Below are 25,030 nucleotides of genomic sequence, written 5' to 3' on the forward strand. Positions count from 1 at the left end.
GCGGGAGCGCGGCGTCGTCGATGCCCGCATCTAGTATCTCCGTTCCCGGGCACGATCCGAACAGGAGGGGCGGAGACAGCTGTGGAAATCACTGCCGGCGCACTGATGGAAATCCGTATCACCCAGGCTGACGTGGGCAAACGGGTCTCTGTACGACGGGTGGAGACCGCATCGGGCCGGTCTGTCACGTTCACGGACACCCTGGGTGTGCTCACATCGTGGACCGGCGGTGTGCTGCTGATCACACAAAAGAACGGCAAGAGCGTCCGCATCGCGGAATCTTCGCTGGTGGCGGGCAAGGTCGTGCCTCCCGCCCCGGCCCGCCGCAAGGGCCCTTCGGCCACTTTCGAGGAGCTGTCCCGCTCCGCCGCGCGGGCCTGGCAGCCGCTGGAGAGCGAGGAGCTGGGCGGGTGGACGCTGCGGGCGGCGGCCGGGTTCACCCGGCGGGCCAACTCGGCGCTCCCGCTGGGCGACCCGGGAATGCCGGTCGAGGATGCACTCGCGCGAGTGACGGCCTGGTACGCGCGGCGCGGACTTCCCGCCTACGTCCAGGCCGCGACGGGCGCCCTCGGCACCCAGGAGCTGCTCTGCGCCGAGCTGGAACGCCTCGGCTGGGTCCGCGAGGTCTCGGCGCAGGTACGGATCGCCGCGCTCGCGCCGATCGGCGACCTGGACGCGGACGTCTCCGGCGTGGAGTTGACCCGCGCGTGCGACGAGGAGTGGCTGGGCCGCTACGGGCGTACGGGCGCCCTCGCCCCGGTCGCGCGGCAGGTGCTGTCGGCGGGCCCCTCGGTGTGGTTCGCGAAGGTCGCGGGGCGGGCGATCGGGCGGTGCGTGGTGGACGGCCGCTGGGCCTCCTTCGCGGCGGTGGAGGTCGATCCCGCGCACCGGCGGGAGGGGTTGGCCACGGCGGTGATGACGGCGCTCGCCCGGCGCGCGCTGGACGAGGGCGCGTCGGCGTCGTGGCTCCAGGTGGAGGACGACAACGCCGGGGCGCTCGCGCTGTACGACCGTCTCGGTTTCGCGGTGCACCACACCTACCACCACTTCCTGGCGCGGTGATGGGGTTCCGCGAGGAGTTCGCGGCGGAGGCCCGGGCGGAGCGGCCCGACCTCGCGCTGCTGTGCCTCTACCTGGCCGCCGAGGCGGATCCCGCGCTGGACCAACGGGCCGTCGACGAGGCGCAGATCGAGCTGGACCGGCTGGCCGGGCTGCTGCCCTACGGGCTGCGCGGGGCGCGGGCCTGGGCTTCGGCGGTGACGGAGCTGCTGGGCGGGCGGATGGCGTTCCACGGGACCCCGGCCGACTACGACCGGCTGTCGTCCTCGCTGCTGCACGAGGTGCTGCGGCGGCGGCGCGGGCTGCCGATCCTCTTGTCGGTGGTGTGGCTGGAGGTGGCCCGGCGGGCCGGGGCGCCGGTGTACGGGCTGGCCCTGCCGGGGCACTTCGTGGTCGGCTTCGGGGATCCCGAGGAGGGGGTCGTGGCGGACCCCTTCGCGAGCGGGGCCTCCTTGGGGGCCGGGCCGGCGGAGCTGGCGGAGGGGCCTCGGCTGGCGGCCCGGACGCTGGACATCGTCCTGCGGATCCTGAACAACATCCGGGCCTGGGCCTCGACCCGGCCCGAGCACTCGGGGGTCGCCCTGTGGGCCCTGGACCTGGCGCTCCTGCTGCCCTCGCATCCGGCGGCGCTGCGGTACGAGCGGGCGCGGCTGCTGGTCGAGCGGGGCTCCTACACGGAGGGTGCGGTGGAGTTGGAGGGGTACGCGGTGGTCGTGGACGCGATAGACAAGGAAGCCGCGTCCCGCATCCGAGCCGAAGCCGTAGCCGCCCGCGCCCGCCTGAACTGACCCTCCGGGCCGGAGTCGGCCGACCAGGAGCGGCTCATCCAGCCCCGCCGGCGATTGAGGCGCGTGAGGGTTACAGCCAGCCCTTCGTGCGGGCGATGCTCACCGCTTCCTGGCGGTTGCGGGCCGCCAGTTTCTGGATCGCGGTCGAGAGGTAGTTGCGCACCGTGCCCTGGGACAGGTGCAACCGGGCCGCCAGTTCGGCGTTCGTCGCCCCGTCCTCCGCCGCCCGCAGGACCTCCCGCTCGCGGTCCGTCAGCGGGTTCGCCCCCTCCGCCAGGGCCGCCGCCGCGAGCGTGGGGTCGATGACCCGGTCCCCCGCGAGCACCTTCCGTACCGCTTCGGCCAGTTGCGCGGCGGGCGCGTCCTTGACCAGGAACGCCGAGGCCCCCGCCTCCATCGCCCCGCGCAGGTACCCCGGCCGCCCGAAGGTCGTCAGGATCACGATCTTGAGCCCCGGCACCCCGTCCCGCAGCAGCGCCGCCGCCTCGATGCCGGTCAGCCCCGGCATCTCGATGTCCAGCAGGGCCACGTTCACGTCGTGCGCCTGCGCCGCGGCCAGCACCTGGTCCCCGCGGGCGACTTGGGCGACGACCTCGATGTCCGGCTCCAGCCCGAGCAGCGCCGCGAGCGCCTCGCGCACCATCGACTGGTCTTCGGCGAGCAGGATCCGGATCGGCGCTGGGGTCATGACGGCGATCCTAGAGGGACCTGCGCGGTCAACCGGAAGCCGCGGTGCGCGGCCGGGGAGACCGGCCCCGCGGTCAGCGTGCCGCCCACCGCCACCAGCCGTTCCGTCAGGCCGGTCAGGCCGTTGCCGGGCGAGCCGGGGTCGCCCTTGCCGTCGTCGGTGACCGTCAGCTCCATCACGGGCCCGGCCAGCGTCTGGCGCACGACCAGCCGGATGGTGCACCGCGCGGCCCCGCTGTGCCGGACCACGTTGGTGACCGCTTCGCGCAGCGCGTAGGCCAGCGCGGACTCGGTCTCCTCGGGCAGTTCCACCTCCGGTTCGGCGGCCGGCAGGTCGGCGGCCACGCCGGCCGCCGTCAGCGCGGTGCGGGCCCCGGCGAGTTCGCCGGGCAGGGTGGGCCGCCGGTAGCCGCTGACCGCTTCCCGCACGTCGGTCAGCGCCTGCCGGCTGACCTGCTCGATGTCGGCGATCTGCTGTGCGGCCCGGTCGGGGTGCTCCGGGAGCATCCGCCCGGCCAGTTCGCTCTTGAGCGTGATCAGGGAGAGCGAGTGCCCGAGCAGGTCGTGCAGGTCGCGCGCCATCCGCAGGCGTTCCTCGTTGGCCGCGAGCTGCGCCACCGTGGCCCGCGCCTGGCGCAGTTCGACGGTGGTGGCGATCATCTGCCGGATGCCTACCATCGCGAAGCCGCCCAGGAAGGCGGGTACGAGCAGCCCCGCCAGGAAGTCCCGGCCCGCGGGCACGGCCAGCGAGGTCAGCGTCAGGAGCACGGTCGCGGCGGGCACGGCCCAGCGCGAGAGCCGGCCGGGCAACGCGGCACCGGAGGAGACCGAGACGTACACGAAGAGGACCAGCCACTCCCGGCCCAGGCACAGGGACAGGACGACCGCCTGCGCGGACATGACCGCGAGCGAGATCAGCACCCGGCGCTGGGCGAACTGCCGGACCGTGCGGAAGACCAGGGTCAGGTACCAGCCGACGAAGGCGGCCAGGCCCAGGGAGCCGAGCAGCACCGCGTACCAGCCGTGGCCGCCGCTGACCAGGTCGGTCACCGGGGCGCTGAGGTAGAAGAGCCAGATGCCGACCCAGAGGGACTTCACGACCGTCTGGCGGCGGTTCTCGGGCGGCTGTCCGATGCGGTCGAGACCGTCGCTCTCCAGCGGAGCGACGGCCGGCCCCTTCTTCGTGCGGGTCATGCTCACGCCTTCAGTGTGTCCTTGCGGTAGAGCCAGGCGGCACCGCCCGCGAAGAGTACGAAGTACACGGCGAGGATCGCCACGTCCTTGAGGTGCGGCGCGCCGCCCAGTTCGATGGCCTGGCCGAGTCCGGCGTAGGCGCGGGTGGGGAGCCACTGGGTGATGTTCTGGAGCCACTGCGGGTAGACCGAGGTGGGCATCCACAGGCCGCCGAGGATGGACAGGCCGAAGTAGATGATCATCACGATGGGGCGGGCGCTGTCCCCGCTGACCAGGTAGCCGATGGCCACGCCGAGCGCGGCGAAGACGAGGCTGCCGGCCCAGATGGCCGCGGTGAGCGCGACCCACTGCCAGGCGTCGAACCGTACGCCCTTGAGGATCGCGGCGACCAGGAAGACCACCACGATCGCGGGCAGCGAGAGGATCGCGGCACTGGAGATCTTGCCCAGGACGTAGCCGTGCCCGGGGAGGGCGGTCAGCCGCAGCTGGCGGACCCAGCCCTTCTCGCGCTCCTTGGCGATCATCTCGCTCTGGCCCACCAGGACGGCGGTCAGGGCGCCGAAGGAGGCCATCGCCACCATGTAGAAGGCGGGCATCGTCAGGTCGGTGCCGTAGACCTTGGTGGTGCCGCTCTGGGTCCCGCCGATCATCAGGAAGAGCGCCGCGGGGTAGATCACGGTGAAGAACAGGTACTTCTTGTTGCGCAGGGCCCGGGTGATCTCGAGCTTGACGAGGGTCTTCATGATGCGGCGGCCTCCTCGGCCTCGGTGAGGGCGATGAATGCCTGCTCCAGGCCCAGCCCGGCGACCTCGAGGTTGCGCGGGTAGAGGCCCAGGCCGTAGACGGCGTGCACGGTGGCGTCGGCGTCGCGCGACTGGAGCTTGACGGTCGAGCCGTGGACGTCGAGCCGGGTCAGGAACGGCAGCTCGCGCAGCCGCTCCTCCTCGAAGGGCTCGGTGAGGTCGAAGGAGACCTTGCGCGCGCCCGCCTTGGCCTTGATCTCGGCGGCGGAGCCGTCGGCGAGGATCCGGCCGCGGTGCAGGACGATGACGCGGTCGGCGATCGCGTCGGCCTCTTCCAGGTAGTGCGTGGCGAAGAGGACCGTACGTCCCTGGTCGGCCTGTTCGCGCATGGTGGCCCAGAAGGACTGGCGGGCGGTGACGTCCATGCCGGTCGTCGGCTCGTCGAGGACGATCAGGTCGTTGGCACCGGCCGTGGCGAGGGCGAAGCGGACCCGCTGCTCCTGGCCGCCGGAGAGCTTGTTGACCTTGCGGTCGGCGATCGCGGTGATGCCGGCCCGGGTCAGCACCTCCTCGACCGGGTAGGCCCGGGGGTGCAGCGCGCAGCCGAGGGTGACCAGCTCGCGGACGGTGACCTCCTCCATCAGGCCGCCGCTCTGGAGCATCGCGCCCACCCGGCCGGCCGCGATGGCCTGCCCGGGGGTGCCGCCGAAGACCGTGACCGAGCCGGTGTCCGCCGGGCGCAGGCCCAGCAGGAGGTCGAGGGTGGAGGACTTGCCCGCCCCGTTCGGGCCCAGCAGCGCGACGGTCTCGCCCGGGTGCAGCTCCAGCGAGAGGCCGTCGACCGCGCGGACCGCGCCGTAGCTCTTGGTCACGTTCTCGAAGCTCACCACGGTGGTCCCGGTGGTCTTCGCAGTGGTCGTCGTCATGGGGAAAGACTCCCCCGGGCGGGGGTGGCGGCGGCAGTGTCCGCCGTCGTGCGTCCGGACTGACAAATGTCATGCACAAGGCATGACAGTGCAGGTCAGGGGCGCGGTTCGGGAACGGCGCAGGCCCTGCCCGGAGCTCCGGGCAGGGCCTGCGACCCGCTGTTCCCGCCGCGGGGCGGGGATCAGCTGGGGTTGGTGTCGATCGTGACGGTCCGCTCGGCGGTGGTCTTGCCGCGCAGCCCCTTGCGCAGGGCGCCGACGATGTCCTGCGGGGTGACGGCGGTCTTCTCGCCGTTGCCGCGGGCGATCAGGACCCCGTCGAACTGGGTCCCGGTCAGCTCCTTGATCGCTTCGAGGTCGTACTTGTCGACCAGCTTGCCGTCGATCACCGTCATGCTCAGGATCTTGGGCAGCGAGCGGGCCGGGCCGTAGGGGACGGACTTGCCGCCGGCCTTGACGGTGACGTTCCCCGACATCGCGGGTTCGGCGAACTCCTTCATCGCCCGGTCCAGCTCCGCCTGGTTGACGACGGGCGCCCGCTTGGCGGTGGGCAGCTCGACCGGGGCGGCCTTGCCGGTGCCGACCTGGGTGCGGTACGCCGCCACCACCTTGGTGATCGAGGCGTCCACGTCCAGGGAGGTGCCCTCCTTGCCCGGGACCGCCACGACCTTGTTCGGCTCGAACTTGATCGTGCCCTCGGAGGCGGACCCCGCGGTGCCGGCCAGCTCCTCCAGGGCGACCTGGAGCTTCTCCTCGTCGACCGGCATGACCGGCTCGGCCACCCGCTTCTGGCCCAGCAGCGAGCCGATGACGGTGACGGGGTTGTAGTCGCTGCCGGCCGCGTTGCGCACGGTGGTCTGGGCGTCGAGGGTCAGCCCGGCCTTGTCGGGCTTCAGCTCGACCTGCTTGCCGCCGACGGTGAGCTTGACCGGGGCGTTGGTGCGGGGGCCGAAGGTGCTCTGCAGCTTGGCCACCGCCTCGTCGCGGGTCCCGGTGATGTCCACGCCGAAGACGGTGGTGCCCTTGGGCACGTCGGAGTGGTTGAGCAGCAGACCGGCGCCGTAGGCGATGCCGACCACGCCGAAGAGGGCGCCGCCGAGCAGGACCACCTTGGAGCGGCCCTTCTTGGCCTTCTTGGCGGAAGCCGCCGGGGCCGACCCGGCGGGCCGGGCCGCGGCCTTGGGCTGCTTGCCCTTCTTGCCCTTCTTGCCCTGGGGCTCCGCGGCGGCGGGCGCCGGGGGCGGCGGCGTGAAACCGGCCGGGGGCGGCGGGTTGAAACCGGCCGGGGGCGGCGGGTCGGCCACCGGGAAGGCGCTGGTGGCCGCGCCACCGGTGCCGTTCAGCTCGGGGCCGGGCCAGCGCGGGGCGGCGAAGTTGGCCGTGTCGTCGTCGAGCCGCGGCGGGCCGCCGACGGGCACGGTGCCGTGGACGGGACCGCTGGTCGGGCCGGCCGGGGCCGCGGCGGGACCCGTGCCGTAGCCGGGCGCCGGGGCCGGGGCGGGGGCGCCGCCCCGGTAGCCGCCGTCGAAGCCGTCGACCGGCGGGGCGGGCGGGCCCGCGGGGTACTGGGCGCCGGGCGCGCCCGGCGGGAAGCCGGCGCCGGGGCCGCTCGTACGGGCCACCGGGCCGGGCCGTGCGGGCAGCCCGGGGCGGCCCTGGCCGGGACCCTGGGCGGAGCCGGGACCCTGACCGGCGGCCGGACCCTGACCGGGCTCCGGGGCGTCGCCCGGACCGGACTTGCGCGGGGCGAACCAGTTGCTCGCCGGTTCCGCGCCGGACTCGGGCGCGGCGGGGACCGGCGGCGGCCCCTGCGGGGACGGCGCGGGCGCCCCGGCCGCGCGGCCGGAGGGCGCACCGGAAGCTCCGGCCGGACCGGCGGACGGACCCGCGGGCGCGGCGGGGCCCGTCGGGCGCTGCTCCGGCTCGCCGGTGGCGGCGCCGACCGGCTTGCGGACGACCACGGGCGGGATCGGCCGCGAACCCGGGATGTTGATCCGGATCCGGGTCGTCAGCGTCGTCTCGGTCTTGGGTCCGTCGGAGTCCGCGGCAGGCGTGGACGGCTTCGAGGTCACAGGCTTCTCCTCCGGGGCGTTACCCGCGGCGTCCGTGGACGGGTACTGGCCGGTTCCATACGGCGGTGTACCCGACGGGTAGGCGGCTCCACCGAGGCCCTGGGGCCCGGAGGACGAACGGTCGGTTTCACGAGTCAAGGCAGGATCTCCCGGTTGGCTCCGCCGCCCGCGTGCCGTGCGCGGGCAGCTCGGCGGCCCGTCCACCATACTGGCCGCCGCCCGCGCGCAACTGACCACCGGGGGCAACGGCATTCCCCGGGGGGACCGGCGCATGGGGCAAAGGGGGCGTGCCGGGCGCTTTCACAACCCCGGGCGCACGTCGCGGTGTAGCACCCAACACCACGTCACCTGCCGGGCCTCCCGGCCGAAACCGGTTGCTCGACCGGGCCGCGCAGGGTGGCACACATCACAGCGATCACGATGCCGCCGAGGAGGTAGGCATACATCCCGATTCCGGTCGAACTGAGCAGGAAGTCCCCTTCGGGCCGCGGGGCGCCCAGCAACACGTAGGCCAGGAACCAGCCGATGACGGGCACGCCCACGCCGATCCCGTTGCCGATGACCAGACGGCCCGCCAGGAAGAGCCCGAGCAGGGCCAGCAGGGCCAGTACGAGGCCGCCGGGGAACCAGAGGTCGACGACGAGCCAGCCCGCCGCGCCGGCCAGCGCGCCGAACACCAGCAGGACGAACAGCGCGACGACCCGGGCCGGGGTCCAGGTGGTGGTCACGCGCCCGCCCCCGCCAGGTCGGTGACGCCCGCGAAGAGGTCGCTCTCGCGCTCCCCCGCCGGGGCGCCGGAGCGGCCGGCCACCAACTCGTAGTACTCCCGCACGAACAGCGGCTGCGCCAGGTCGTTGGAGAGCGCGAAGACGCCCCCGTCGACGGCGACCTGGGTGGCGTGGGCGCGCATCGCGGCCGCCTTGGCCGCCGCGTACGGCTCGCCGTCCGCGGCGCCGATCTCGGCGGTGACGCGCTCGTCGGCGACCACGCCGGGGACGTCGTCGGGCACGGCGATGCCGGGGAAGGGCGCCCGGTCCGCGGCGCGCAGCCGCGCGAAGCCCTCCTCGACGACCGAGCGCGGCACGCGGTTCCAGTAGACCTTCGCGATCGCGTGGGGCGCGCCGAGGTGGTCCCCGTACGCCGGGTCCGCGGCGAGTTCGACGGCGCGGGTGGCGACCCGGTGGGCCTGGATGTGGTCGGGGTGGCCGTAGCCGCCGTCGGGGTCGTAGGTGACGAGCACCTGGGGCCGGACGCGGCGGATCACCTCGACCAGGTACCCGGCGGCCTCGTCCACGTCGGCGGACCAGAAGGCGCCGGGGCGCTCGTTCTGCTCGGCGCCCATCATCCCGGAGTCCCGGAAGCGGCCGGGGCCGCCCAGGAATCCGTGGTCGGTGACGCCCAGCTCGCGCATGGCGGCGGCCAGCTCGTCGATCCGGTGCGCCCCGAGGACGTCCTCCCGGTCGGCGGCCAGGTGGGCGAGGCCGGGCGGGATGACCTCGCCCTCCTCGCCCAGCGTGCAGGTCACCAGCGCGACGTGGGCGCCCTCGGCCGCGTACTTGGCCATGGTGACGCCGTTGTTGATCGACTCGTCGTCCGGGTGCGCGTGCACGAGGAGGAGACGACGGGCGGGAAGACCGTTCATGGGGTCAGCCTACGAGGCGGCCCTACAACTTGAGGCCACCGATCATGCCCGCCACGTTCGTGGTCAGCTGGCTGAGGGTGGGAGCGATCGAGGAACTGGACAGGTAGAAGCCCAGCAACACGCACACGACCGCGTGCCCCGCCTTCAGTCCGGACTTCCGGACCAGCAGGAAGACGACGATCCCCAGTAGCACCACGGCCGAGATCGAGAGTGCCACGGCGGTTCACCTCCACGTCGAGCGGACATCGAATCGATTCGCGTGCTCGGCGGACACATACCCACCGTGCGCTACGGATCATAACTATCCGTACCAGCGCATCGATCGAGAACCGGCAGCACGAGGGGCGCACACCGCGCATACGGAGGAGCACAGGCACCACGCGCGACCGTCCGGCGGGGCTCACACCCCGCCGGACGGTTGACGGCACCCGCACGGACCGTACGGCGATCAGGTTCCCCCGCCCGGATCTCGTCGCCGAGACGGTCAAGTTGCCTCCATGTTAAGCCGGTTGCCGGCTCCGTGCGATCTTCTTCGGCGCGTCGCGCACTACGCTTCGGGCGGATCCGGAGGTCCCGGTTCCGATGGCGGCGCGGGCCGGGTCGCCGGCTTCTCCGACGCGAAGTGACAGGCCGACGGATGGGCCGCGGGTCCGCCCGCGGCGCGCAGCTCCAGCGGGACGGCCAGCAGCGGGACTTCCTGGGCGCACCGGTTCTCCGCCTTCCAGCAGCGGGTGCGGAAGGAGCAGCCCGACGGCGGATCGGCCGGGGAGGGCACGTCCCCGGAGAGGATGATCCGCTCGCGGTGCTTGCGCGCCTCCGGGTCCGGGACGGGCACGGCGGAGAGCAGGGCCTGCGTGTACGGGTGCGTGGGGTGGTCGTAGATCTGGGTGTCGGTGCCGATCTCGACCACCCGGCCGAGGTACATCACGCCCACGCGGTCCGAGATGTGCCGGACGATCGAGAGGTCGTGGGCGATGAACACGTACGACAGGTCGAACTCGTCCTGGAGCCGCTCCAGCAGGTTGACCACCTGCGCCTGCACCGAGACGTCCAGCGCGGAGACCGGCTCGTCCGCGACGATGATCTCGGGGCGCAGGGCGAGGCCCCGGGCGATGCCGATGCGCTGGCGCTGGCCGCCGGAGAACTGGTGCGGGTAGCGGTTGATGTACTCGGGATTCAGGCCGACCACGTCGAGCAGGTCCTGGACCTTGCGGCGCCGGTCGCCCTTGGGGGCCACCTCGGGGTGGATCTCGTACGGCTCGCCGATGATGTCGCCGACCGTCATGCGCGGGTTCAGCGAGGTGTAGGGGTCCTGGAAGACCATCTGGATGTTGCGGCGCACGGCCTTGAGGGCCTTGCCCGACAACTTCGTGAGGTCCTCGCCCTTGTAGGAGATCGCGCCCGCCGTGGGCCGTTCCAGGTTGACCAGCATCTTGGCGACCGTGGACTTGCCGCAGCCGGACTCGCCGACGATGCCGAGGGTCTCGCCCCGGTTCAGCGAGAAGGACACCCCGTCGACCGCCTTGACCGCGCCGACCTGCTTCTTGAAGAGGATGCCCCGGGTCAGCGGGTAGTGCTTGACCAGGTCGGTGACTTCGAGGATCGCTTCAGGCACCGAGGCACTCCTTCCAGAAGAAGCACGCGCTGGTGCGGTCCTCGGCCACCTGCGCCAGCGGCGGTACGTCGCCCCGGCAGACGGCCTGCGCCATCGGGCAGCGCGGGTTGAAGGCGCAGCCGGGCGGGATGGCCAGCAGGTTGGGCGGCAGGCCCTTGATGGCGTACAGCTCCTGGCCCTTCTGGTCCAGGCGCGGGATGGAATCGAGCAGGCCGCGGGTGTAGGGGTGCGCGGGGTTGCGGTAGATCTCGTGCACCGGGGCGGCCTCGACGATCCGGCCCGCGTACATCACGGCGATCTTGTCGGCGACGTCCGCGACCACGCCCAGGTCGTGGGTGATCAGGATCAGGCCCATGTTGAGCTCGCGCTGGAGCTCCGCGAGCAGGTCCATGACCTGGGCCTGGACGGTGACGTCCAGGGCGGTGGTCGGCTCGTCCGCGATGATCAGCGAGGGTTCCAGGGCCATGGCCATCGCGATCATGATGCGTTGGCGCATGCCGCCGGAGAACTGGTGCGGGTAGTCCCCCACGCGCTGCTTCGCGGCCGGGATCTTGACCCGGTCCATGAGTTCGACGGCCTTGGCCCGGCCGTCCTTGCGGGACATCCCGCGGTGCACCTCGTACATCTCGCCCAGTTGGGCGCCGACGCTGAGCACCGGGTTCAGCGAGGACAGCGCGTCCTGGAAGATCATCGCCATCTCGGCGCCACGGATCTTGCGGCGGGCCTCCTCCTTCATGGTCAGCAGGTCCTGGCCCTTGAAGAGGATCTCGCCGCCCGCGATCCGGCCCGGGGGCGTGTCCAGGATGCCCATGACGGCCTGTGCGGTGACGGACTTGCCGGAGCCGGACTCGCCGAGCACGGCGAGGGTCTCGCCCTCCGCCACCGAGTAGGTGACGCCGTTGACCGCCTTGGCGACCCCGTCGCGGGTACGGAACTCCACGTGGAGGTCCCGGACTTCGAGCAGCATGGTGCCCACTCCTCAGCGCAGCTTGGGGTCGAGGGCGTCGCGCACCGCGTCGCCGAGCATGATGAAGGCGAGCACGGTCAGGCTCAGCGCGCCCGCCGGGTAGAGCAGCATGTGCGGGGCGTTGCGGATCTGCGAGGCGGCGTTGGAGATGTCGATGCCCCAGGAGACCGTGGGCGGGCGCAGCCCGACGCCGAGGAAGGACAGGGTCGCTTCCAGGGCGATGTAGGTGCCGAGCGCGATCGTCGCCACGACGATGACCGGGGCGACGGCGTTGGGCGCCACGTGGCGCAGCATCATCCGGCTGTTGCTCGCGCCCAGCGCGCGGGCGGCCTGGACGTAGTCGTTCTGCTTGGCGGTGATGACGGAGCCGCGGGCGATGCGGGCGATCTGCGGCCAGCCCAGGAGCACGATGAAGCCGACCACCGGCCAGACCGTGGTGCTGGTGACCACCGAGAGGAAGACCAGGCCGCCGAGGACGACCGGGATGCCGAAGAAGATGTCGGCGACCCGGGAGAGCAGCGCGTCGCCCCAGCCGCCGAAGAATCCGGCCAGGCCGCCGAGGAAGGAGCCGAGGAGGGCCGCGCCGACGGTGGCGCAGACGCCGACGGTGATGGAGGCGCGGGCGCCGTACACGGTGCGCGTGTAGACGTCGCAGCCCTGGGTGTCGAAGCCGAAGGGGTGGCCGGAGGCCGGGCCCTGCTGGGACTTGGACAGGTCGCAGCGCAGCGGGTCGCCGCTCGCGATCAGCTGCGGCCAGATCGCGATGACGACGAGGAAGGCGATGAGGAGGGCGGAGAGGATGAAGACCGGGTTGCGGCGCAGCTGCTGCCAGGCGTCGGACCACAGCGAACGCGCCTTCTCCTGGGGGCCGCCCGCGCCGGGGCCGCCGGGGCCCAGCGGCTTCTCCAGGCTCTCGGCCTCCTCCAGGGCGAGATCCATGGCTCCGCCCTGTCCGGTGGGGGCGATCGCCTCCCCCTTGCCGGGGCGCAGCGGGTCGTAACGCTCGGGCTCAGGCATAACGGATCCTCGGGTCCAGGACCGCGTAGAGCAGGTCGACGAGCAGGTTCGCCAGCAGGAAGACGATGACGAGGATGGTCACGAAGCCGACGACGGTCGGGGCGTTGTTGCGCAGGATGCCCTGGTAGAGCTGGTAGCCGACGCCGTGGATGTTGAAGATGCGCTCGGTGACGATCGCGCCGCCCATCAGGGCGCCGATGTCGGTGCCGATGAAGGTGACCACGGGGATGAGCGAGTTGCGCAGCAGGTGGCGGGTGATCACCCGGCCGCGCGGCAGGCCCTTGGCCACCGCGGTGCGGACGTAGTCGGCCTTGACGTTCTCGGCGATGGAGGTGCGCGAGAGCCGGGTGACGTAGGCGAGGGAGACCAGCGCGAGCACGATGCCGGGCAGGATCAGCTCGTTGAAGGGCGCGTCCGGGGAGACGGTGGGCCGGACCCAGCCCCACTTCACGCCGAGCAGGAACTGGAGCAGGTACCCGGTCACGAAGGTGGGCACCGAGATGACGACCAGGGTGAGCACCAGCAGCGTGGTGTCGATGGCCTTGCCGCGGCGCAGCCCGCTGACCACGCCGAGGGTGATGCCGACCACGACCTCGATGACGATGGCCACGATGGTCAGGCGCAGGGTGACCGGGAAGGCCGTGGACATCAGGGAGGTGACCTTCTGCCCGTTGAAGGCGGTGCCGAAGTCGCCCTTGAAGATCTGGCCCATGTAGTGGAGGTACTGCTTCCACAGGGGTTGGTCGAGGAAGAGGTCCTTGCGGATGCGGGCGGCGGTGGCCGGGTCGGGGGCCTTGTCGCCGAAGAGCGCCGCCACGGGGTCACCGAGCGCGTAGACCATGAAGAAGATCAGGAACGTGCTGCCGATGAACACCGGGATCATCTGGAGCAGCCGCCGGATCACGTACCGTCCCATGGAGGCCTCCAGGGTGTCGGCGGGACTGCCGCCACCGGTTCACTGATGGTGACGGTGGTGGCGGCAGGCCCGGTCTCTGGTGGGGACGGTCAGCTGACCTTGATCTGGTCGTACACGGGCACGCTGAACTGGTTGAGCGCGACGCCCGAGAGGCGTTCGGAGTAGCCCGCGCTGCCGTTCTGGTACCAGAGCGGGATGGACGGCATCTGCTCGGCGAGGATCTTCTCCGCGTCCTGGAACTTGGCCGTCGCCTTGGCCGTGTCGCTCTCCTGGTTCGCCTCGTCGACGAGCTTGTCGAAGTCCTTGTTGTTGAACTTCCCGTAGTTGGAGGAGGCGCCCGTGTAGTACAGCGGCTCCAGGAAGTTCTGGATCAGCGGGTAGTCGGCCTGCCAGCCGGAGCGGAAGGGGCCGGTCAGCTTGAAGGCGCTCTGCTGGTTGCGGAAGTCCGCGAAGGTGCCGACCGGGTTGACCGTGCACACCGCGCCCTTGCCCAGGGCGTTGTTGATGCTGTTGCAGACGGCGTCCATCCACTCGCGGTGCGAGCCGGTGTCCACGTTCGAGGTCAGCGTGACCTTCCCGCCGGGCAGTCCGCCGCCCTCCTCGATGAGCTTCTTCGCCATCGTGGGGTCGAACTTGCAGCCGTCGCCGCACGCGGTGGCCGAGTAGCCGCCCTTGTCGCCGAGGGCCGCGGAGGTCCAGTCCTTGGCGGGGGTGCGGGTGCCCTGGAAGATCTGCTTGGTGATCTCGTCGCGGTTGATGGCCATCGAGATGCCGCGGCGGACCTTCTCCATGCCCGCCTTGCCCCAGGCCGCGTCGTACAGCGGGAAGGTCAGCGTCTGGATGATCAGGGCGGGCTGGTTGATGTACCGGTCGCCCAGGTCCTTCTTGACGTTCTTCAACTGCTGCGCCGGCACGTCGTCGACGAGGTCGAGGTTGCCGGAGATCAGGTCGGTGTAGGCGGTGTTGTTGTCGGTGTAGACCTTGAGGTCCACGCCGCCGTTCTGCGCCTTGTCCGCGCCCGTGTACCCCTCCCACTTGCGCAGCTTGATCGCCGTGCCCTTGGTGTAGGAGTCCACGGTGTAGGGGCCGTTGCCGACGGGCTTGCTCAGCCAGCCCGCGTGGTCGGTGAAGAAGCCCTTGGGCAGCGGGGAGAACGCCTGGTAGCCGAGGGTGTCGGGCCAGGTGGAGAACTTCTCCTTGAGGGCGACCGTGAAGGTCTTGGCGTCCTTGACCACCAGGCCCGACATCGTCTTGCCCTTGGGGTCGCCGGATTCCGGGTGCAGGTCGGCGTAGCCGACGATGTCCGAGAAGAAGGGCGAGTTGTTCTGCTTGTTGCGCACGTCCGCCGCGTAGTTCCAGGCGTCCACGAAGGACTGTGCGGTGACCGGCTCGTCGTTGCTGAACTTCCAGCCGTCCTTGAGCGTGATCGTGAAGTTCTGGCTGTCGGTCGTCTCGATCTTGTCGGCGACCATGTTCTTGGCCTCGCCGGTCTTCGGGTCGTAGCGCTTGAGCCCGCGGAAGAGCATGTCGAGGACCTTGCCGCCCTGCACCTCATTGGTGTTGGCCGGCTCCAGCGGGTTCTGCGGGTCGCCCCAGGAGGAACTGATGATCCCGGCGCCACCGCCGCCGCTGTCGCTTCCGCCGCCGCATGCCGTCGCCGTGAGGGCGACGGCGACCGCACAAGCGGCCCACTTGGCGTGGGTGGCTCCGCGCATGGAGTGCCTCCTTGGGGCTCCCGAGACTCGCTGGAGACCCAATGTCACCCCAGGTGCGCGTCCGCGCACTCCAAGCGCGCCCGATTGGGCACCCCCGGGGGACGCCTGTCACCCGTGCGAGTGGACGGAGCGCCGGTACGGCGTTCAGCGCAGCGGCAGCTCCCAGGTGTCCACGGCGTAGTGGACGCCCATGCCGTGGCGCTCGTAGAGGCCGAGGGCGCCGGTCTCGTTGTCGGTGTCCACGCCGAGGCCCAGCGTGTCGCGGCCGCGCGCCGCGTAGACGGCGAAGGCGTGCCGCAGCAGGTGGCCGCCGATCCCCCGGCCGCGCTGGTCCGCCCGTACGCCGATGTGGCTGAGCCAGCCCATGGACGTGCGGTCGTCGCGCGTCAGCAGGACGCCCACGTCGCCCTGGCCGGGCAGGCTCGCGATCCACACCAGGGACCAGTCCAGCTCGCGGGCGTCGAGGTAGTCCAGCCAGGCCTCGTACGGGCGGTCCACGTGCCCGAAGTGCGCGGCGAAGGTCTTCTCGATCAGGGCGTGGGCCCGCCGGGGGTCGGCGGGGTCGGCGGCGCAGTGGCGCAGCGCGAGCCCTTCGAGGCCCGCGGGCGGCGCCGGCTCGGGGCGCGGGTCCGCGGCGAGGTCGAGGGTCATCACCTGGTAGTGGCGCACGGTGCGCCAGCCGTACCCGGCGAGGAGGTCGAGGTCCAGGGTCGGCCGGACGTTGAGCTGGAGCCGCAGCCGGGCGCCGGGCGCTCCGGCGGCCATCTCGCGGGCCCGCGCCTCCATCAGTTCCAGCAGCTGCGCGCCCGCGGCCTGCCGGTCGGGCAGCACGTAGTGGTCGGAGTCGACCCGGCCCGGTCCGGAGTCCGCCCAGACGAGGGCGTAGGCGGCGAGCCGCCCGTCCTCGAAGGCGAGCCAGGAGTCGGTGGCCAGGTCCACCTCGGGGTGGTTGAGGTCGGCCTCGACCGTGTGCAGATCGGTCTCCGGCCTGCCGATCTCGATCCGGTCGACAGCGTTCAGCAGGGCGCAGATGTCACCGGCGTCACCGGGCCCTGCGGGGCGTACGGTCAGCATCGCCCCACTGTCCCGGGGACGGCCGTCCGCGCGCAACGCGGTTTTACCCCGTCGGAGTTGCCGCGGGGGCGCGGGGGCGCCCGGGAACGCGCGAGCGCCCGGGACCGGTGGTGTACCGGTCCCGGGCGCTCGTCGCACCGGGGTCAGACGGCCAGGACGGCCTTCTCCTCGGCGAAGTGGCACGCGGACTCGTGCGCGGCCAGGGACTCCTGGCCCTTGAAGCGCTCCGGGATCGCGAGGAGCGGCTCCTCCGAGGAGCACTTGTCCTCGGCCTTCCAGCAGCGGGTGCGGAAGCGGCAGCCCGACGGCGGGTTGGCCGGCGAGGGGATCTCGCCCGACAGGATGATCCGGTCCCGGCCCTCGCGGGCGGTCGGGTCCGGCACCGGCACGGCGGAGAGCAGTGCCTGCGTGTACGGGTGCGTCGGGTGGTCGTAGATCTGCTTGTCGGTGCCGATCTCCGCCATCTTGCCGAGGTACATCACGCCCACGCGGTCCGAGATGTGCCGGACGATCGAGAGGTCGTGCGCGATGAAGATGTAGGACAGGTTGAACTCGTCCTGCAGCTTCGCCATCAGGTTGATGACCTGCGCCTGCACCGACACGTCGAGCGCCGAGACGGGCTCGTCGCAGATGATGATCTCCGGGTTGAGCGCGAGGCCGCGGGCGATGCCGATGCGCTGGCGCTGGCCGCCGGAGAACTGGTGCGGGTAGCGGTTGATGTACTCCGGGTTCAGGCCCACGACGTCCAGGAGTTCCTGGACCTTGCGGCGCCGGTCGCCCTTGGGAGCCACCTCGGGGTGGATCTCGTACGGCTCGCCGATGATGTCGCCGACCGTCATGCGCGGGTTCAGCGAGGTGTACGGGTCCTGGAACACCATCTGGATGTTGCGGCGGACGACCTTGAGGGCCTTCCCCGACAGCTTGGTGATGTCCGTGCCCTTGTAGAACACCTCGCCGGACGTGGCCGTCTCCAGCAGCATCAGCAGCTTGGCGACGGTCGACTTGCCGCAGCCCGACTCGCCGACGATGCCGAGGGTCTCGCCCTGGTGCAGGTCGAAGGAGATCCCGTCGACCGCGCGGACGGCGCCGATCTGCTTCTTGAAGAGGATGCCCTGGGTCAGCGGGAAGTGCTTGACCAGGTTGCGCACCTGCAGGATCGGCTCACCGCGGTCCACGGGGGCCGCGATGGCCTCCAGGGCCGCTTCCTCGGACGCGACGTCGACGGTCTCGACCTCGGCCAGGCTCGGGGTGGCGTCGTCCACGGCGTTGTCCTTCTTGCTCAGCTCAGCCATGGATCTGCTCCTCCCAGAAGTGGCAGGCGCTGCCGCGGCCGACCAGTTCGATGCCGTCGCGCTCGGTCACCGGCAGCAGGGCCGGGACGTCGGTGCGGCAGATGTCCTGCGCCTTGGGGCAGCGCGGGTTGAAGGCGCAGCCCGTCGGGATCTTGAGCAGGTTGGGCGGCAGCCCCTTGATCGCGTAGAGCTCTTCGCCCTTTTGGTCCAGGCGCGGGATCGAGTCCAGCAGACCGCGGGTGTAGGGGTGCGCGGGGCGCCCGTACAGCTCGTGGACCGGAGCCTGCTCGACGATGCGGCCCGCGTACATCACGGCGATCTTGTCCGCGACGTCGGCGACGACGCCGAGGTCGTGGGTGATCAGGATCAGACCCATGTTGTACTCGCGCTGCAGGTCCGCCAGCAGGTCCATGACCTGGGCCTGGACCGTCACGTCGAGCGCCGTGGTGGGCTCGTCCGCGATGATCAGGTCGGGCTCCAGGGCGAGCGCCATCGCGATCATGATGCGCTGGCGCATGCCGCCGGAGAACTGGTGCGGGTAGTCGTTGACACGGCTGCGGGCAGCCGGGATCTTCACCCGCTCCATCAGCTCGATGGCCTTGGTCTTGGCGTCCTTCTTCGACATGCCCTGGTGGACGCGGAACATCTCGCCCAGCTGGTTGCCGACGGAGTACACCGGGTTCAGCGCGGAGAGCGCGTCCTGGAAGATCATCGCCATCTTCGGACCGCGCAGCTTGCGCCGCTCGCTCTCCGGGAGCTGCAGGATGTCCTGGCCCTTGAAGAGGATCTCGCCCTGGGAGACCCGCCCGGGGGGCGAGTCGAGGATGCCCATGATCGCCTGCGCGGTCACGGACTTGCCGGAACCGGACTCGCCGAGGACTGCCAGCGTCTCACCTGAAGAGACGCTGTAGTTCACGCCGTTGACGGCCTTGACCACGCCTTCGCGGGTCTTGAACTCGACGTGCAGGTCGCGCACTTCGAGCACGGGTGCCTCGGCACCCGCTGCCCTCTGGTGGGGCACTTCTGCGGTGACGCTTGAAGTAGTCATAAGTGGTGCCGCCCTTCTAGCGCAGCTTCGGGTCGAGGGCGTCGCGGAGCCCGTCGCCGACGAAAACGAAGCCGAGGACCGTCAGCACGATCGCGATGCTGGGGTACGTCCACAGGTAGTCCTTGACGCCCATGAAGTCCTTGGCACCGGCGAGCATGTTGCCCCACTCGGGAATCTCCGGGCTCACGCCGACGCCCAGGAAGGACAGCGAGGCCTCGGCCACGATGGCTCCACCGACGCTGAAGGCGGCGTACGCCATCACGGCGGCGACGGAGTTGGGGAGGATGTGCCGGATGATGATCCGCCGGGTGTCCGCGCCGAGGGCGCGCGCAGCCAGCACGTAGTCGGCCTCGCGGACCGACAGGATCGAGCTGCGCAGCAGACGGGCGACCGTCGGCCAGGAGAAGATGGCCAGCGAGATGATCACCGGGGTGACACCACGGCCCATCGCGATGATGATCACGATCGCGCCGATGAGCAGCGGGAACGCGAAGAACACGTCGGCGATGCGCATCAGGACGGAGTCCGTCGCGCGGCCGAAGTAGCCGGCGATGGCGCCGATGACGATGCCGATCGCACAGGCCAGGAAGATCGACGCGAGACCGACGATGACCGCGATGCGGCTGCCGTAGATGATGCGCGAGAACTGGTCGCGGCCCAGTGCGTCCGTACCGAGGAAGTGCGCTCCACCCGGGGTCTGCAGGGTGTTGGTCAGATCCTGCGCGTACGGGTCGTGCGGCGCGATCAGCGGTGCGAACAGCGCGACCGCGAACAGCCCGACGACGAGGGCGAGGCCGACGACGGCCAGCTTGTTGGCGAGGAAGCGGTGGCGGATCTCGCCCCACTGGGTGACGCGGGCGATGGCGGGTTCGGCCTCTGCGGCCTTCGCGCCCCCTGCCACGGCGGTCGCGTCCCCCGCCACCGATGTGCTCTTGGTGAGCTCGGTCATGGGTATGACTCCTAGAACGGGCTGCCTGGGATCAGGCGAGACGGATGCGGGGGTCGAGGACCGCGTAGAGGAGGTCGACGATCAGGTTGAGCAGGACGAACACGGCGACGCCGAAGGTCACCACGCCGATGATGATCGGGTTGTTCTGCTGCTGAACCGCCTGCACCAGGGCGAGCCCGATGCCGTCCCAGTTGAAGATCGCCTCGGTGATGAGTGCGCCACCGAGCAGCGAGCCGAAGGAGATACCCAGGTACGTGACGACCGGGATGATCGAGTTCCGCATCACGTGCTTGAAGAGCACCGTGCGCCGCGGCAGACCCTTGGCGACGGCCGTCTTGACGTAGTCGGCGCGCAGGACCTCCAGCATCGTGCCGCGCATCAGCCGCGCCACGAGCGCCGCGTCGAGGATCGCGAGCACGAAGGCCGGCAGGATCATCGACTTGAAGGTGCCGTCGGAGATCAGCGGGACCCATTCGAGCTGGATCACGAAGACCTTCTGGAACACCATGCCGATCACGAAGGATGGGAAACCCACGGCCATGGTCGTGAGGAGCGTGATCAGTACGTCCCAGAAGGAGTATCTGAACAGCGCGGCGATCAGACCGGCGAACAGGCCGATCGCGATGTCGAGGACGATCGCCAGCAGCGCCAGCTCGGCGGTGTTCACGAGCTTGGGCTGGAGCACCTCGGTCACGGGGCGGCGCTGGGTGAAGTCCTCACCGAGGTCGCCCTGCACGAGGTTCTTGACGAAGTTGCCGTATTGGACCGGCAGCGGGTCGTTGAGTCCGTAGCGCTCGCGGAGCGCCTCGACAACCGCCGGGTCGCGGGCCTTGTCACCGCCGAGCGAGCCCACCGGGTCGCCCGGGAGCACGAAGAGACAGCCAAAGAGAATAATCGTCGCACCGAAGAGGACGACCACCATCTGTCCGAGCCGCCGGATCACATATCTGCCCACGATGCCTCCTTCACATACTGAGCGTGGGGGTTGGCGGCATCATCCGATCGGGAGATTGGCCGCTTCCGGGCGCGGAACGGGAGAGATGAGGGGTGCGCCCGGGACTGAGCGAAGGCCGTGGGGACCGAAGAAGTTACTCCGGCCCCCACAGCCTTCGCCTACCTACTGGTGAAGAAGTACGACTACTTGGCGGAGATTTCCGCGAGGTTCGGGTCCTCGAAGAAGTCCATCGCCATGTTGCTGAACTTGTCCGTGTTCGCGAGGCGGTACTGCGTGCGCTTCCAGGTCGGGATCAGCGCCTGGTCGTCCTCGACGGCGATCTTCTCGGCCTCCTTGTAGACCGCGGCGCGAGCGGCCGGGTCCTTGGTGGCGCGAGCCTTGGTGATCAGCTCGTCGAACTTCGGGTTGTTGTAGCGACCGCGGTTGTCACCCTGGGCCTTGCCCGTGGCGGGGTCCTCGTTGATCGAACCCGAGTCGAGCAGCGGGAACAGGAAGTTGTCCGGGGTCGGGTAGTCCGCGCCCCAGGCCGAACGCCAGATACCGGCGGTCGCCTTGTCCTGCTGCTGCGCCAGGGCCTCCTTGAACGGCTTGCCGTTCAGCTTGACCTCGAGGCCGAGGACGTCCTTCAGCTGCTGCGCGATGGCCTGGACCCACTCTTCGTGGCCGCCACCGGTGTTGTAGCCGAAGTCCAGGACGGTGCCCGGCTTCAGGCCGCCCTTGGCCGCGAGCTCCTTGGCCTTGGCCGGGTCCTGCTTGATGCAGGAGGTGCAGAGGTTGTTGGTGTACGTGTCCGCGAACGAGGGCGGGAGCACGGACGTGGCGGGCTTCTGCATGCCCTGGAAGACGCCCTTGGCGATGGCCTCGCGGTCGATCGCGTAGGAGATCGCCTTGCGCGCGTCGACGTTGTTCATCGGCGCGTTCTGGTTGAAGACGACCAGGTAGTTGATACCCGAGGTGTCGGCTTCGATCCACTGCTTCTTGGCCGAGTACTTGGCCTTGGCGACCGGCAGCTGCGGCGTGGGCATACGGGCCCAGTCGAAGCTACCCGCCTGGTAGCCCTGGTACTCGAGGGTGGCGGCGTTGGCCGAGTTGAGGATCGAGATCTCAACCTTGGCGAGCTTCGCCTTCTCCAGGCCGTAGTCGTCGTTACGGACCATGGTGATGGACTTGTTGTGCTGCCACGAACCCTCCATCTTGAAGGGGCCGTTGCCGATGGGAGCGTCGTTGTACGCCTTGTTGTTGGCGGCGCCGGCGGCCTTCGGAACGGGGCTGAAGACCGTGTGGACGGTCTTCTTGTCGAACTCGAAGTCAGCCGCGGACAGCTCGACCTTCAGCGTGTTGGCGTCCGGAGCCGACAGACCGGCGAACTTGTCGCTGGTGCCGCCGTTGAGCTCCTTGTAGCCGACGATTCCGTCCATCGGGTACGCGACGTCGGAGGCCGAGGCCTTCGCGACGGTGCGGGTCCAACCACGGATGAACGACTCCGCGTCGACCACTTCACCGTTGGAGAACTTGGTGCCGGCCTTGATCTTGAAGGTCCAGGTCTTGCCGTCGTCGCTCGTGGTGAACGACTCGGCCAGGGCCGGCTTCAGCTTGCCGTCCGGCGTCGCGCTGTACAGGCCGGTGAAGAGGTTGTGCGCGACCAGGGCGCCCTCAGACTCCTGCGTGTTGTACGGGTCGATCGCGACCGGCTCGGTGATGCCGAGGCGGAAGGTACCGCCAGCGGGACCCGAAGCCTTCTTGTCGCCGTCACCGCCACCACAGGCAGTCGCGGCCAGGGCAATGATTGCCGCGCCCGCGACCCACTTGGCGCTCTGAGCACCACGCATGGGTTTCCTCCTCATGAGTCCACTTGTCACTACAAGACGGGGTACTCGATCGCACGCTGACACCCCTGACAGCGATGACGCGATGAGTTACCCACAGTGTGCTCGTGAGTCGACACTCCCCACAGTGCGTGACCCATTGACCCGAGCTTGGTGCCAACTATTAAGTACGGCCGACCCGTAAACCACACTTAAAGGGTCTCGTTTTGACAACATCACTACAGGTCAGTAGTCCGAAATACGGACAAACTGAGCCTAGACAGACACCCGCGAAACGGACGGTTAGTACACCTTCCGGAGCGTGATGCCCGATATACGGACACGTGAACGAGACAATCCGCTTGACAAAAGCGAACGACCCCTCCACCACGGAACCCGTGGGGAAGGGGTCGAGTCACAAAACGTGACGTTCGCGGCAATTACCGCTTGGCGCGCGAGGACGAGCGGCCGCGCTCCTTCTGGTCCAGAACGACCTTGCGGATGCGGACGGCCTCCGGGGTCACCTCGACGCACTCGTCGTCGCGGCAGAACTCCAGGGACTGCTCCAGCGACAGCTTGCGCGGGGGCACCACGTTCTCCGTGTTGTCCGCGGAAGCCGCACGCATGTTCGTGAGCTTCTTCTCCTTGGTGATGTTCACGTCCATGTCGTCGGCGCGCGAGTTCTCGCCGATGATCATGCCCTCGTACACCTCGGTGCCGGGGTCGGTGAACAGGACGCCGCGCTCCTGCAGGTTGATCATGGCGAACGGCGTGACCGCACCGGAGCGGTCGGCGACCAGCGAACCGTTGTTACGGGTCTTCAGCTCGCCGAACCACGGCTCCAGGCCCTCGTGGATCGAGTGGGCGATGCCCGTACCGCGGGTGTTGGTGAGGAACTCCGTGCGGAAGCCGATGAGGCCTCGCGACGGGACGACGAACTCCATGCGGACCCAGCCGGAGCCGTGGTTCGACATGTTGTCCATGCGGCCCTTGCGGACGCCCATGAGCTGCGTGACCGCGCCCATGTGCTCCTCGGGGACGTCGATGGTCATGCGCTCGACCGGCTCGTGCACCTTGCCGTCGACGAGCTGCGTGACGACCTGCGGCTTGCCGATGGTCAGCTCGAAGCCCTCGCGGCGCATCTGCTCGACCAGGATGGCCAGCGCCAGCTCACCGCGGCCCTGCACCTCCCAGGCGTCGGGGCGCTCGGTGTCCAGGACGCGCAGCGAGACGTTACCGATCAGCTCGCGGTCCAGACGGTCCTTGACCTGGCGGGCGGTGACCTTGCGGTCCTTGACCGCGGACTTGGCGTCCGCGCCCTTGCCGCTGCCGCCGCGGCCGACCATCGGGGAGGTGTTCGTACCGATGGTCATGGAGATCGCGGGCTCGTCGACCGTGATCAGCGGGAGCGCGATCGGGTTCTCCGGGTCGGCCAGGGTCTCGCCGATCATGATGTCGGGGATGCCGGCGACCGCGCAGATGTCACCCGGGCCCGCCACCTCGGCGGGCTTGCGGGTGAGCGCCTCGGTCATGAGGAGCTCGGTGATGCGGACGTTCGACTGCGAACCGTCGCGCTTGATCCAGGTGACCGTCTGACCCTTGCGCAGCTCGCCCTGCTCGACGCGGAGCAGCGCGATGCGGCCGAGGAAGTTGTCGGCGTCCAGGTTGGTGACGTGGGCCTGGAGCGGCGCGTCCTCGTCGTACTCGGGAGCCGGCACGTGGGCCAGGATCGTCGAGAAGAACGGCTCGAGGTTCTCGCTGTCGGCCGGGACGGTGCCGTCCTCGGGCTTGGTCAGCGAGGCGACGCCGTCACGGGCGCAGGCGTAGACGATCGGGAATTCGATCTGGTCCTCGTCCGCGTCCAGGTCGAGGAAGAGGTCGTACGTCTCGTTGACGACCTCGTCGATCCGCGAGTCGGGGCGGTCGGTCTTGTTGATGCAGAGGATGACGGGCATCTTCGCCTGCAGCGCCTTGCGGAGCACGAAGCGCGTCTGCGGCAGCGGGCCCTCGGAGGCGTCGACGAGGAGGACGACCGCGTCGACCATGGACAGGCCGCGCTCGACCTCACCACCGAAGTCGGCGTGACCCGGGGTGTCGATGATGTTGATCGTGATCGGCGCGCCACCCTCCTTCGGGTGGTACTTGACCGCGGTGTTCTTCGCGAGAATGGTGATGCCCTTCTCGCGCTCCAGGTCGTTCGAGTCCATCATGCGGTCGTCGAGGTGCTGGTGGGCGGCGAAGGCACCTGCCTGCTTCAGCATGGCGTCGACGAGGGTCGTCTTGCCATGGTCGACGTGGGCGACGATGGCTACATTACGAATGTCGTGGCGCGTGGTCATACTGGCGGCGCTTCTCCCGGAATCGTGGATGGCGTCGCGTACGGTCCGGCACGCGCGCCCGCCGGGCGGAAAAACCTGCCACGGCCTTACCCCATCGTACGTTGCGTGGCGGGAACCGCACGCCGGGGGGTCTGTCAAGAGGCCGGAGGGCTGACCGCGACGAGGTCGCGGGCGGTGCTGGGCCGGGGTTGGGGTGGGGGGTCCCGGCCGGTGTTCTTGCGGGTCAA

Annotated in this window: 22 protein-coding genes; 2 read left to right on the forward strand and 20 right to left on the reverse strand. The window is 70.1% G+C overall.

Annotation, left to right across the window (positions count from 1 at the left end; all coding sequences use genetic code 11):
* Nucleotides 1-81: 81 nt before the first annotated feature.
* Both ACFWAR_RS22810 and ACFWAR_RS22815 read left to right on the forward strand, forming a co-directional pair.
* Nucleotides 82-1,062: a GNAT family N-acetyltransferase gene (locus tag ACFWAR_RS22810; protein ID WP_385780008.1), complete on the forward strand. Its 981-nt coding sequence runs from the start codon at nt 82-84 to the stop codon at nt 1,060-1,062.
* The gene (locus ACFWAR_RS22815) at nt 1,062-1,847 is read left to right on the forward strand and encodes a transglutaminase-like domain-containing protein (protein WP_385780137.1); all 786 of its coding nucleotides are present in this window, start codon (nt 1,062-1,064) and stop codon (nt 1,845-1,847) included. Before ACFWAR_RS22810 ends, ACFWAR_RS22815 begins: the two co-directional genes overlap by 1 nt.
* Before the next feature lie 70 nt (nt 1,848-1,917).
* Here the strand turns inward: ACFWAR_RS22815 and ACFWAR_RS22820 are convergent, their stop codons facing one another.
* The 20 genes from ACFWAR_RS22820 to typA form a co-directional block, all read right to left on the reverse strand.
* Nucleotides 1,918-2,535 carry a response regulator transcription factor gene (locus ACFWAR_RS22820; RefSeq protein WP_385780010.1) on the reverse strand — a complete coding sequence of 206 codons (618 nt, stop codon included), beginning with the start codon at nt 2,533-2,535 and terminating at the stop codon, nt 1,918-1,920.
* A complete protein-coding gene (locus ACFWAR_RS22825; protein ID WP_385780140.1) occupies nt 2,532-3,728 on the reverse strand; it encodes a sensor histidine kinase in 1,197 nt (398 codons plus the stop codon). The genes ACFWAR_RS22820 and ACFWAR_RS22825 overlap by 4 nt, the downstream gene beginning before the upstream one ends.
* A 2-nt stretch (nt 3,729-3,730) precedes the next feature.
* Nucleotides 3,731-4,471, reverse strand: coding sequence for an ABC transporter permease (locus ACFWAR_RS22830; RefSeq protein ID WP_354379612.1), 741 nt, complete (start codon nt 4,469-4,471; stop codon nt 3,731-3,733).
* Nucleotides 4,468-5,397, reverse strand: a complete 930-nt coding sequence (locus tag ACFWAR_RS22835; RefSeq protein ID WP_354379613.1) for an ABC transporter ATP-binding protein — start codon at nt 5,395-5,397, stop codon at nt 4,468-4,470. Before ACFWAR_RS22835 ends, ACFWAR_RS22830 begins: the two co-directional genes overlap by 4 nt.
* Before the next feature lie 182 nt (nt 5,398-5,579).
* Entirely contained in the window at nt 5,580-7,469 is a 1,890-nt protein-coding gene (locus ACFWAR_RS22840) for a peptidoglycan binding domain-containing protein (protein WP_385780014.1), read from the reverse strand.
* 344 nt (nt 7,470-7,813) lie between these two features.
* A complete protein-coding gene (locus tag ACFWAR_RS22845; RefSeq protein WP_385780017.1) occupies nt 7,814-8,197 on the reverse strand; it encodes a DUF6113 family protein in 384 nt (127 codons plus the stop codon).
* The gene (gene mshB / locus ACFWAR_RS22850) at nt 8,194-9,111 is read right to left on the reverse strand and encodes an N-acetyl-1-D-myo-inositol-2-amino-2-deoxy-alpha-D-glucopyranoside deacetylase (RefSeq protein WP_385780020.1); all 918 of its coding nucleotides are present in this window, start codon (nt 9,109-9,111) and stop codon (nt 8,194-8,196) included. Before mshB ends, ACFWAR_RS22845 begins: the two co-directional genes overlap by 4 nt.
* A 22-nt stretch (nt 9,112-9,133) precedes the next feature.
* Entirely contained in the window at nt 9,134-9,328 is a 195-nt protein-coding gene (locus ACFWAR_RS22855; protein ID WP_283459796.1) for a hypothetical protein, read from the reverse strand.
* A gap of 330 nt (nt 9,329-9,658) precedes the next feature.
* Entirely contained in the window at nt 9,659-10,726 is a 1,068-nt protein-coding gene (locus tag ACFWAR_RS22860; RefSeq protein WP_385780023.1) for an ABC transporter ATP-binding protein, read from the reverse strand.
* Nucleotides 10,719-11,693, reverse strand: a complete 975-nt coding sequence (locus ACFWAR_RS22865) for an ABC transporter ATP-binding protein (protein WP_385780026.1) — start codon at nt 11,691-11,693, stop codon at nt 10,719-10,721. The genes ACFWAR_RS22860 and ACFWAR_RS22865 overlap by 8 nt, the downstream gene beginning before the upstream one ends.
* 12 nt (nt 11,694-11,705) lie before the next feature.
* The gene (locus ACFWAR_RS22870; protein WP_385780029.1) at nt 11,706-12,710 is read right to left on the reverse strand and encodes an ABC transporter permease; all 1,005 of its coding nucleotides are present in this window, start codon (nt 12,708-12,710) and stop codon (nt 11,706-11,708) included.
* Nucleotides 12,703-13,626, reverse strand: a complete 924-nt coding sequence (locus ACFWAR_RS22875) for an ABC transporter permease (RefSeq protein ID WP_385780031.1) — start codon at nt 13,624-13,626, stop codon at nt 12,703-12,705. The genes ACFWAR_RS22870 and ACFWAR_RS22875 overlap by 8 nt, the downstream gene beginning before the upstream one ends.
* A gap of 89 nt (nt 13,627-13,715) precedes the next feature.
* Nucleotides 13,716-15,341: an ABC transporter substrate-binding protein gene (locus ACFWAR_RS22880; RefSeq protein ID WP_385780034.1), complete on the reverse strand. Its 1,626-nt coding sequence runs from the start codon at nt 15,339-15,341 to the stop codon at nt 13,716-13,718.
* Nucleotides 15,342-15,485: 144 nt separating this feature from the next.
* Nucleotides 15,486-16,415 (reverse strand): GNAT family N-acetyltransferase, encoded by a 930-nt coding sequence (locus ACFWAR_RS22885; protein ID WP_385780037.1) that lies wholly within the window; start codon nt 16,413-16,415, stop codon nt 15,486-15,488.
* A 143-nt stretch (nt 16,416-16,558) separates the two neighbouring features.
* Nucleotides 16,559-17,707, reverse strand: a complete 1,149-nt coding sequence (locus ACFWAR_RS22890) for an ABC transporter ATP-binding protein (protein ID WP_385780040.1) — start codon at nt 17,705-17,707, stop codon at nt 16,559-16,561.
* Nucleotides 17,700-18,755 (reverse strand): ABC transporter ATP-binding protein, encoded by a 1,056-nt coding sequence (locus ACFWAR_RS22895; protein ID WP_385780043.1) that lies wholly within the window; start codon nt 18,753-18,755, stop codon nt 17,700-17,702. The genes ACFWAR_RS22890 and ACFWAR_RS22895 overlap by 8 nt, the downstream gene beginning before the upstream one ends.
* A 16-nt stretch (nt 18,756-18,771) precedes the next feature.
* Complete coding sequence (locus tag ACFWAR_RS22900) at nt 18,772-19,704, reverse strand: ABC transporter permease (protein ID WP_385780045.1); 933 nt, start codon at nt 19,702-19,704, stop codon at nt 18,772-18,774.
* Nucleotides 19,705-19,735: 31 nt separating this feature from the next.
* Nucleotides 19,736-20,659, reverse strand: coding sequence for an ABC transporter permease (locus tag ACFWAR_RS22905; RefSeq protein ID WP_354379626.1), 924 nt, complete (start codon nt 20,657-20,659; stop codon nt 19,736-19,738).
* Between the two features lie 182 nt (nt 20,660-20,841).
* On the reverse strand, nt 20,842-22,488 hold the full coding sequence (locus ACFWAR_RS22910) for an ABC transporter substrate-binding protein (RefSeq protein ID WP_385780049.1): 1,647 nt from the start codon (nt 22,486-22,488) through the stop codon (nt 20,842-20,844).
* A gap of 416 nt (nt 22,489-22,904) precedes the next feature.
* Nucleotides 22,905-24,803: a translational GTPase TypA gene (gene typA, locus ACFWAR_RS22915; protein WP_385780051.1), complete on the reverse strand. Its 1,899-nt coding sequence runs from the start codon at nt 24,801-24,803 to the stop codon at nt 22,905-22,907.
* Nucleotides 24,804-25,030: the final 227 nt, after the last annotated feature.

The organism is Streptomyces sp. NPDC059917 (assembly GCF_042730635.1).
In the GTDB taxonomy this organism is placed as follows: Bacteria; Actinomycetota; Actinomycetes; order Streptomycetales; family Streptomycetaceae; genus Streptomyces.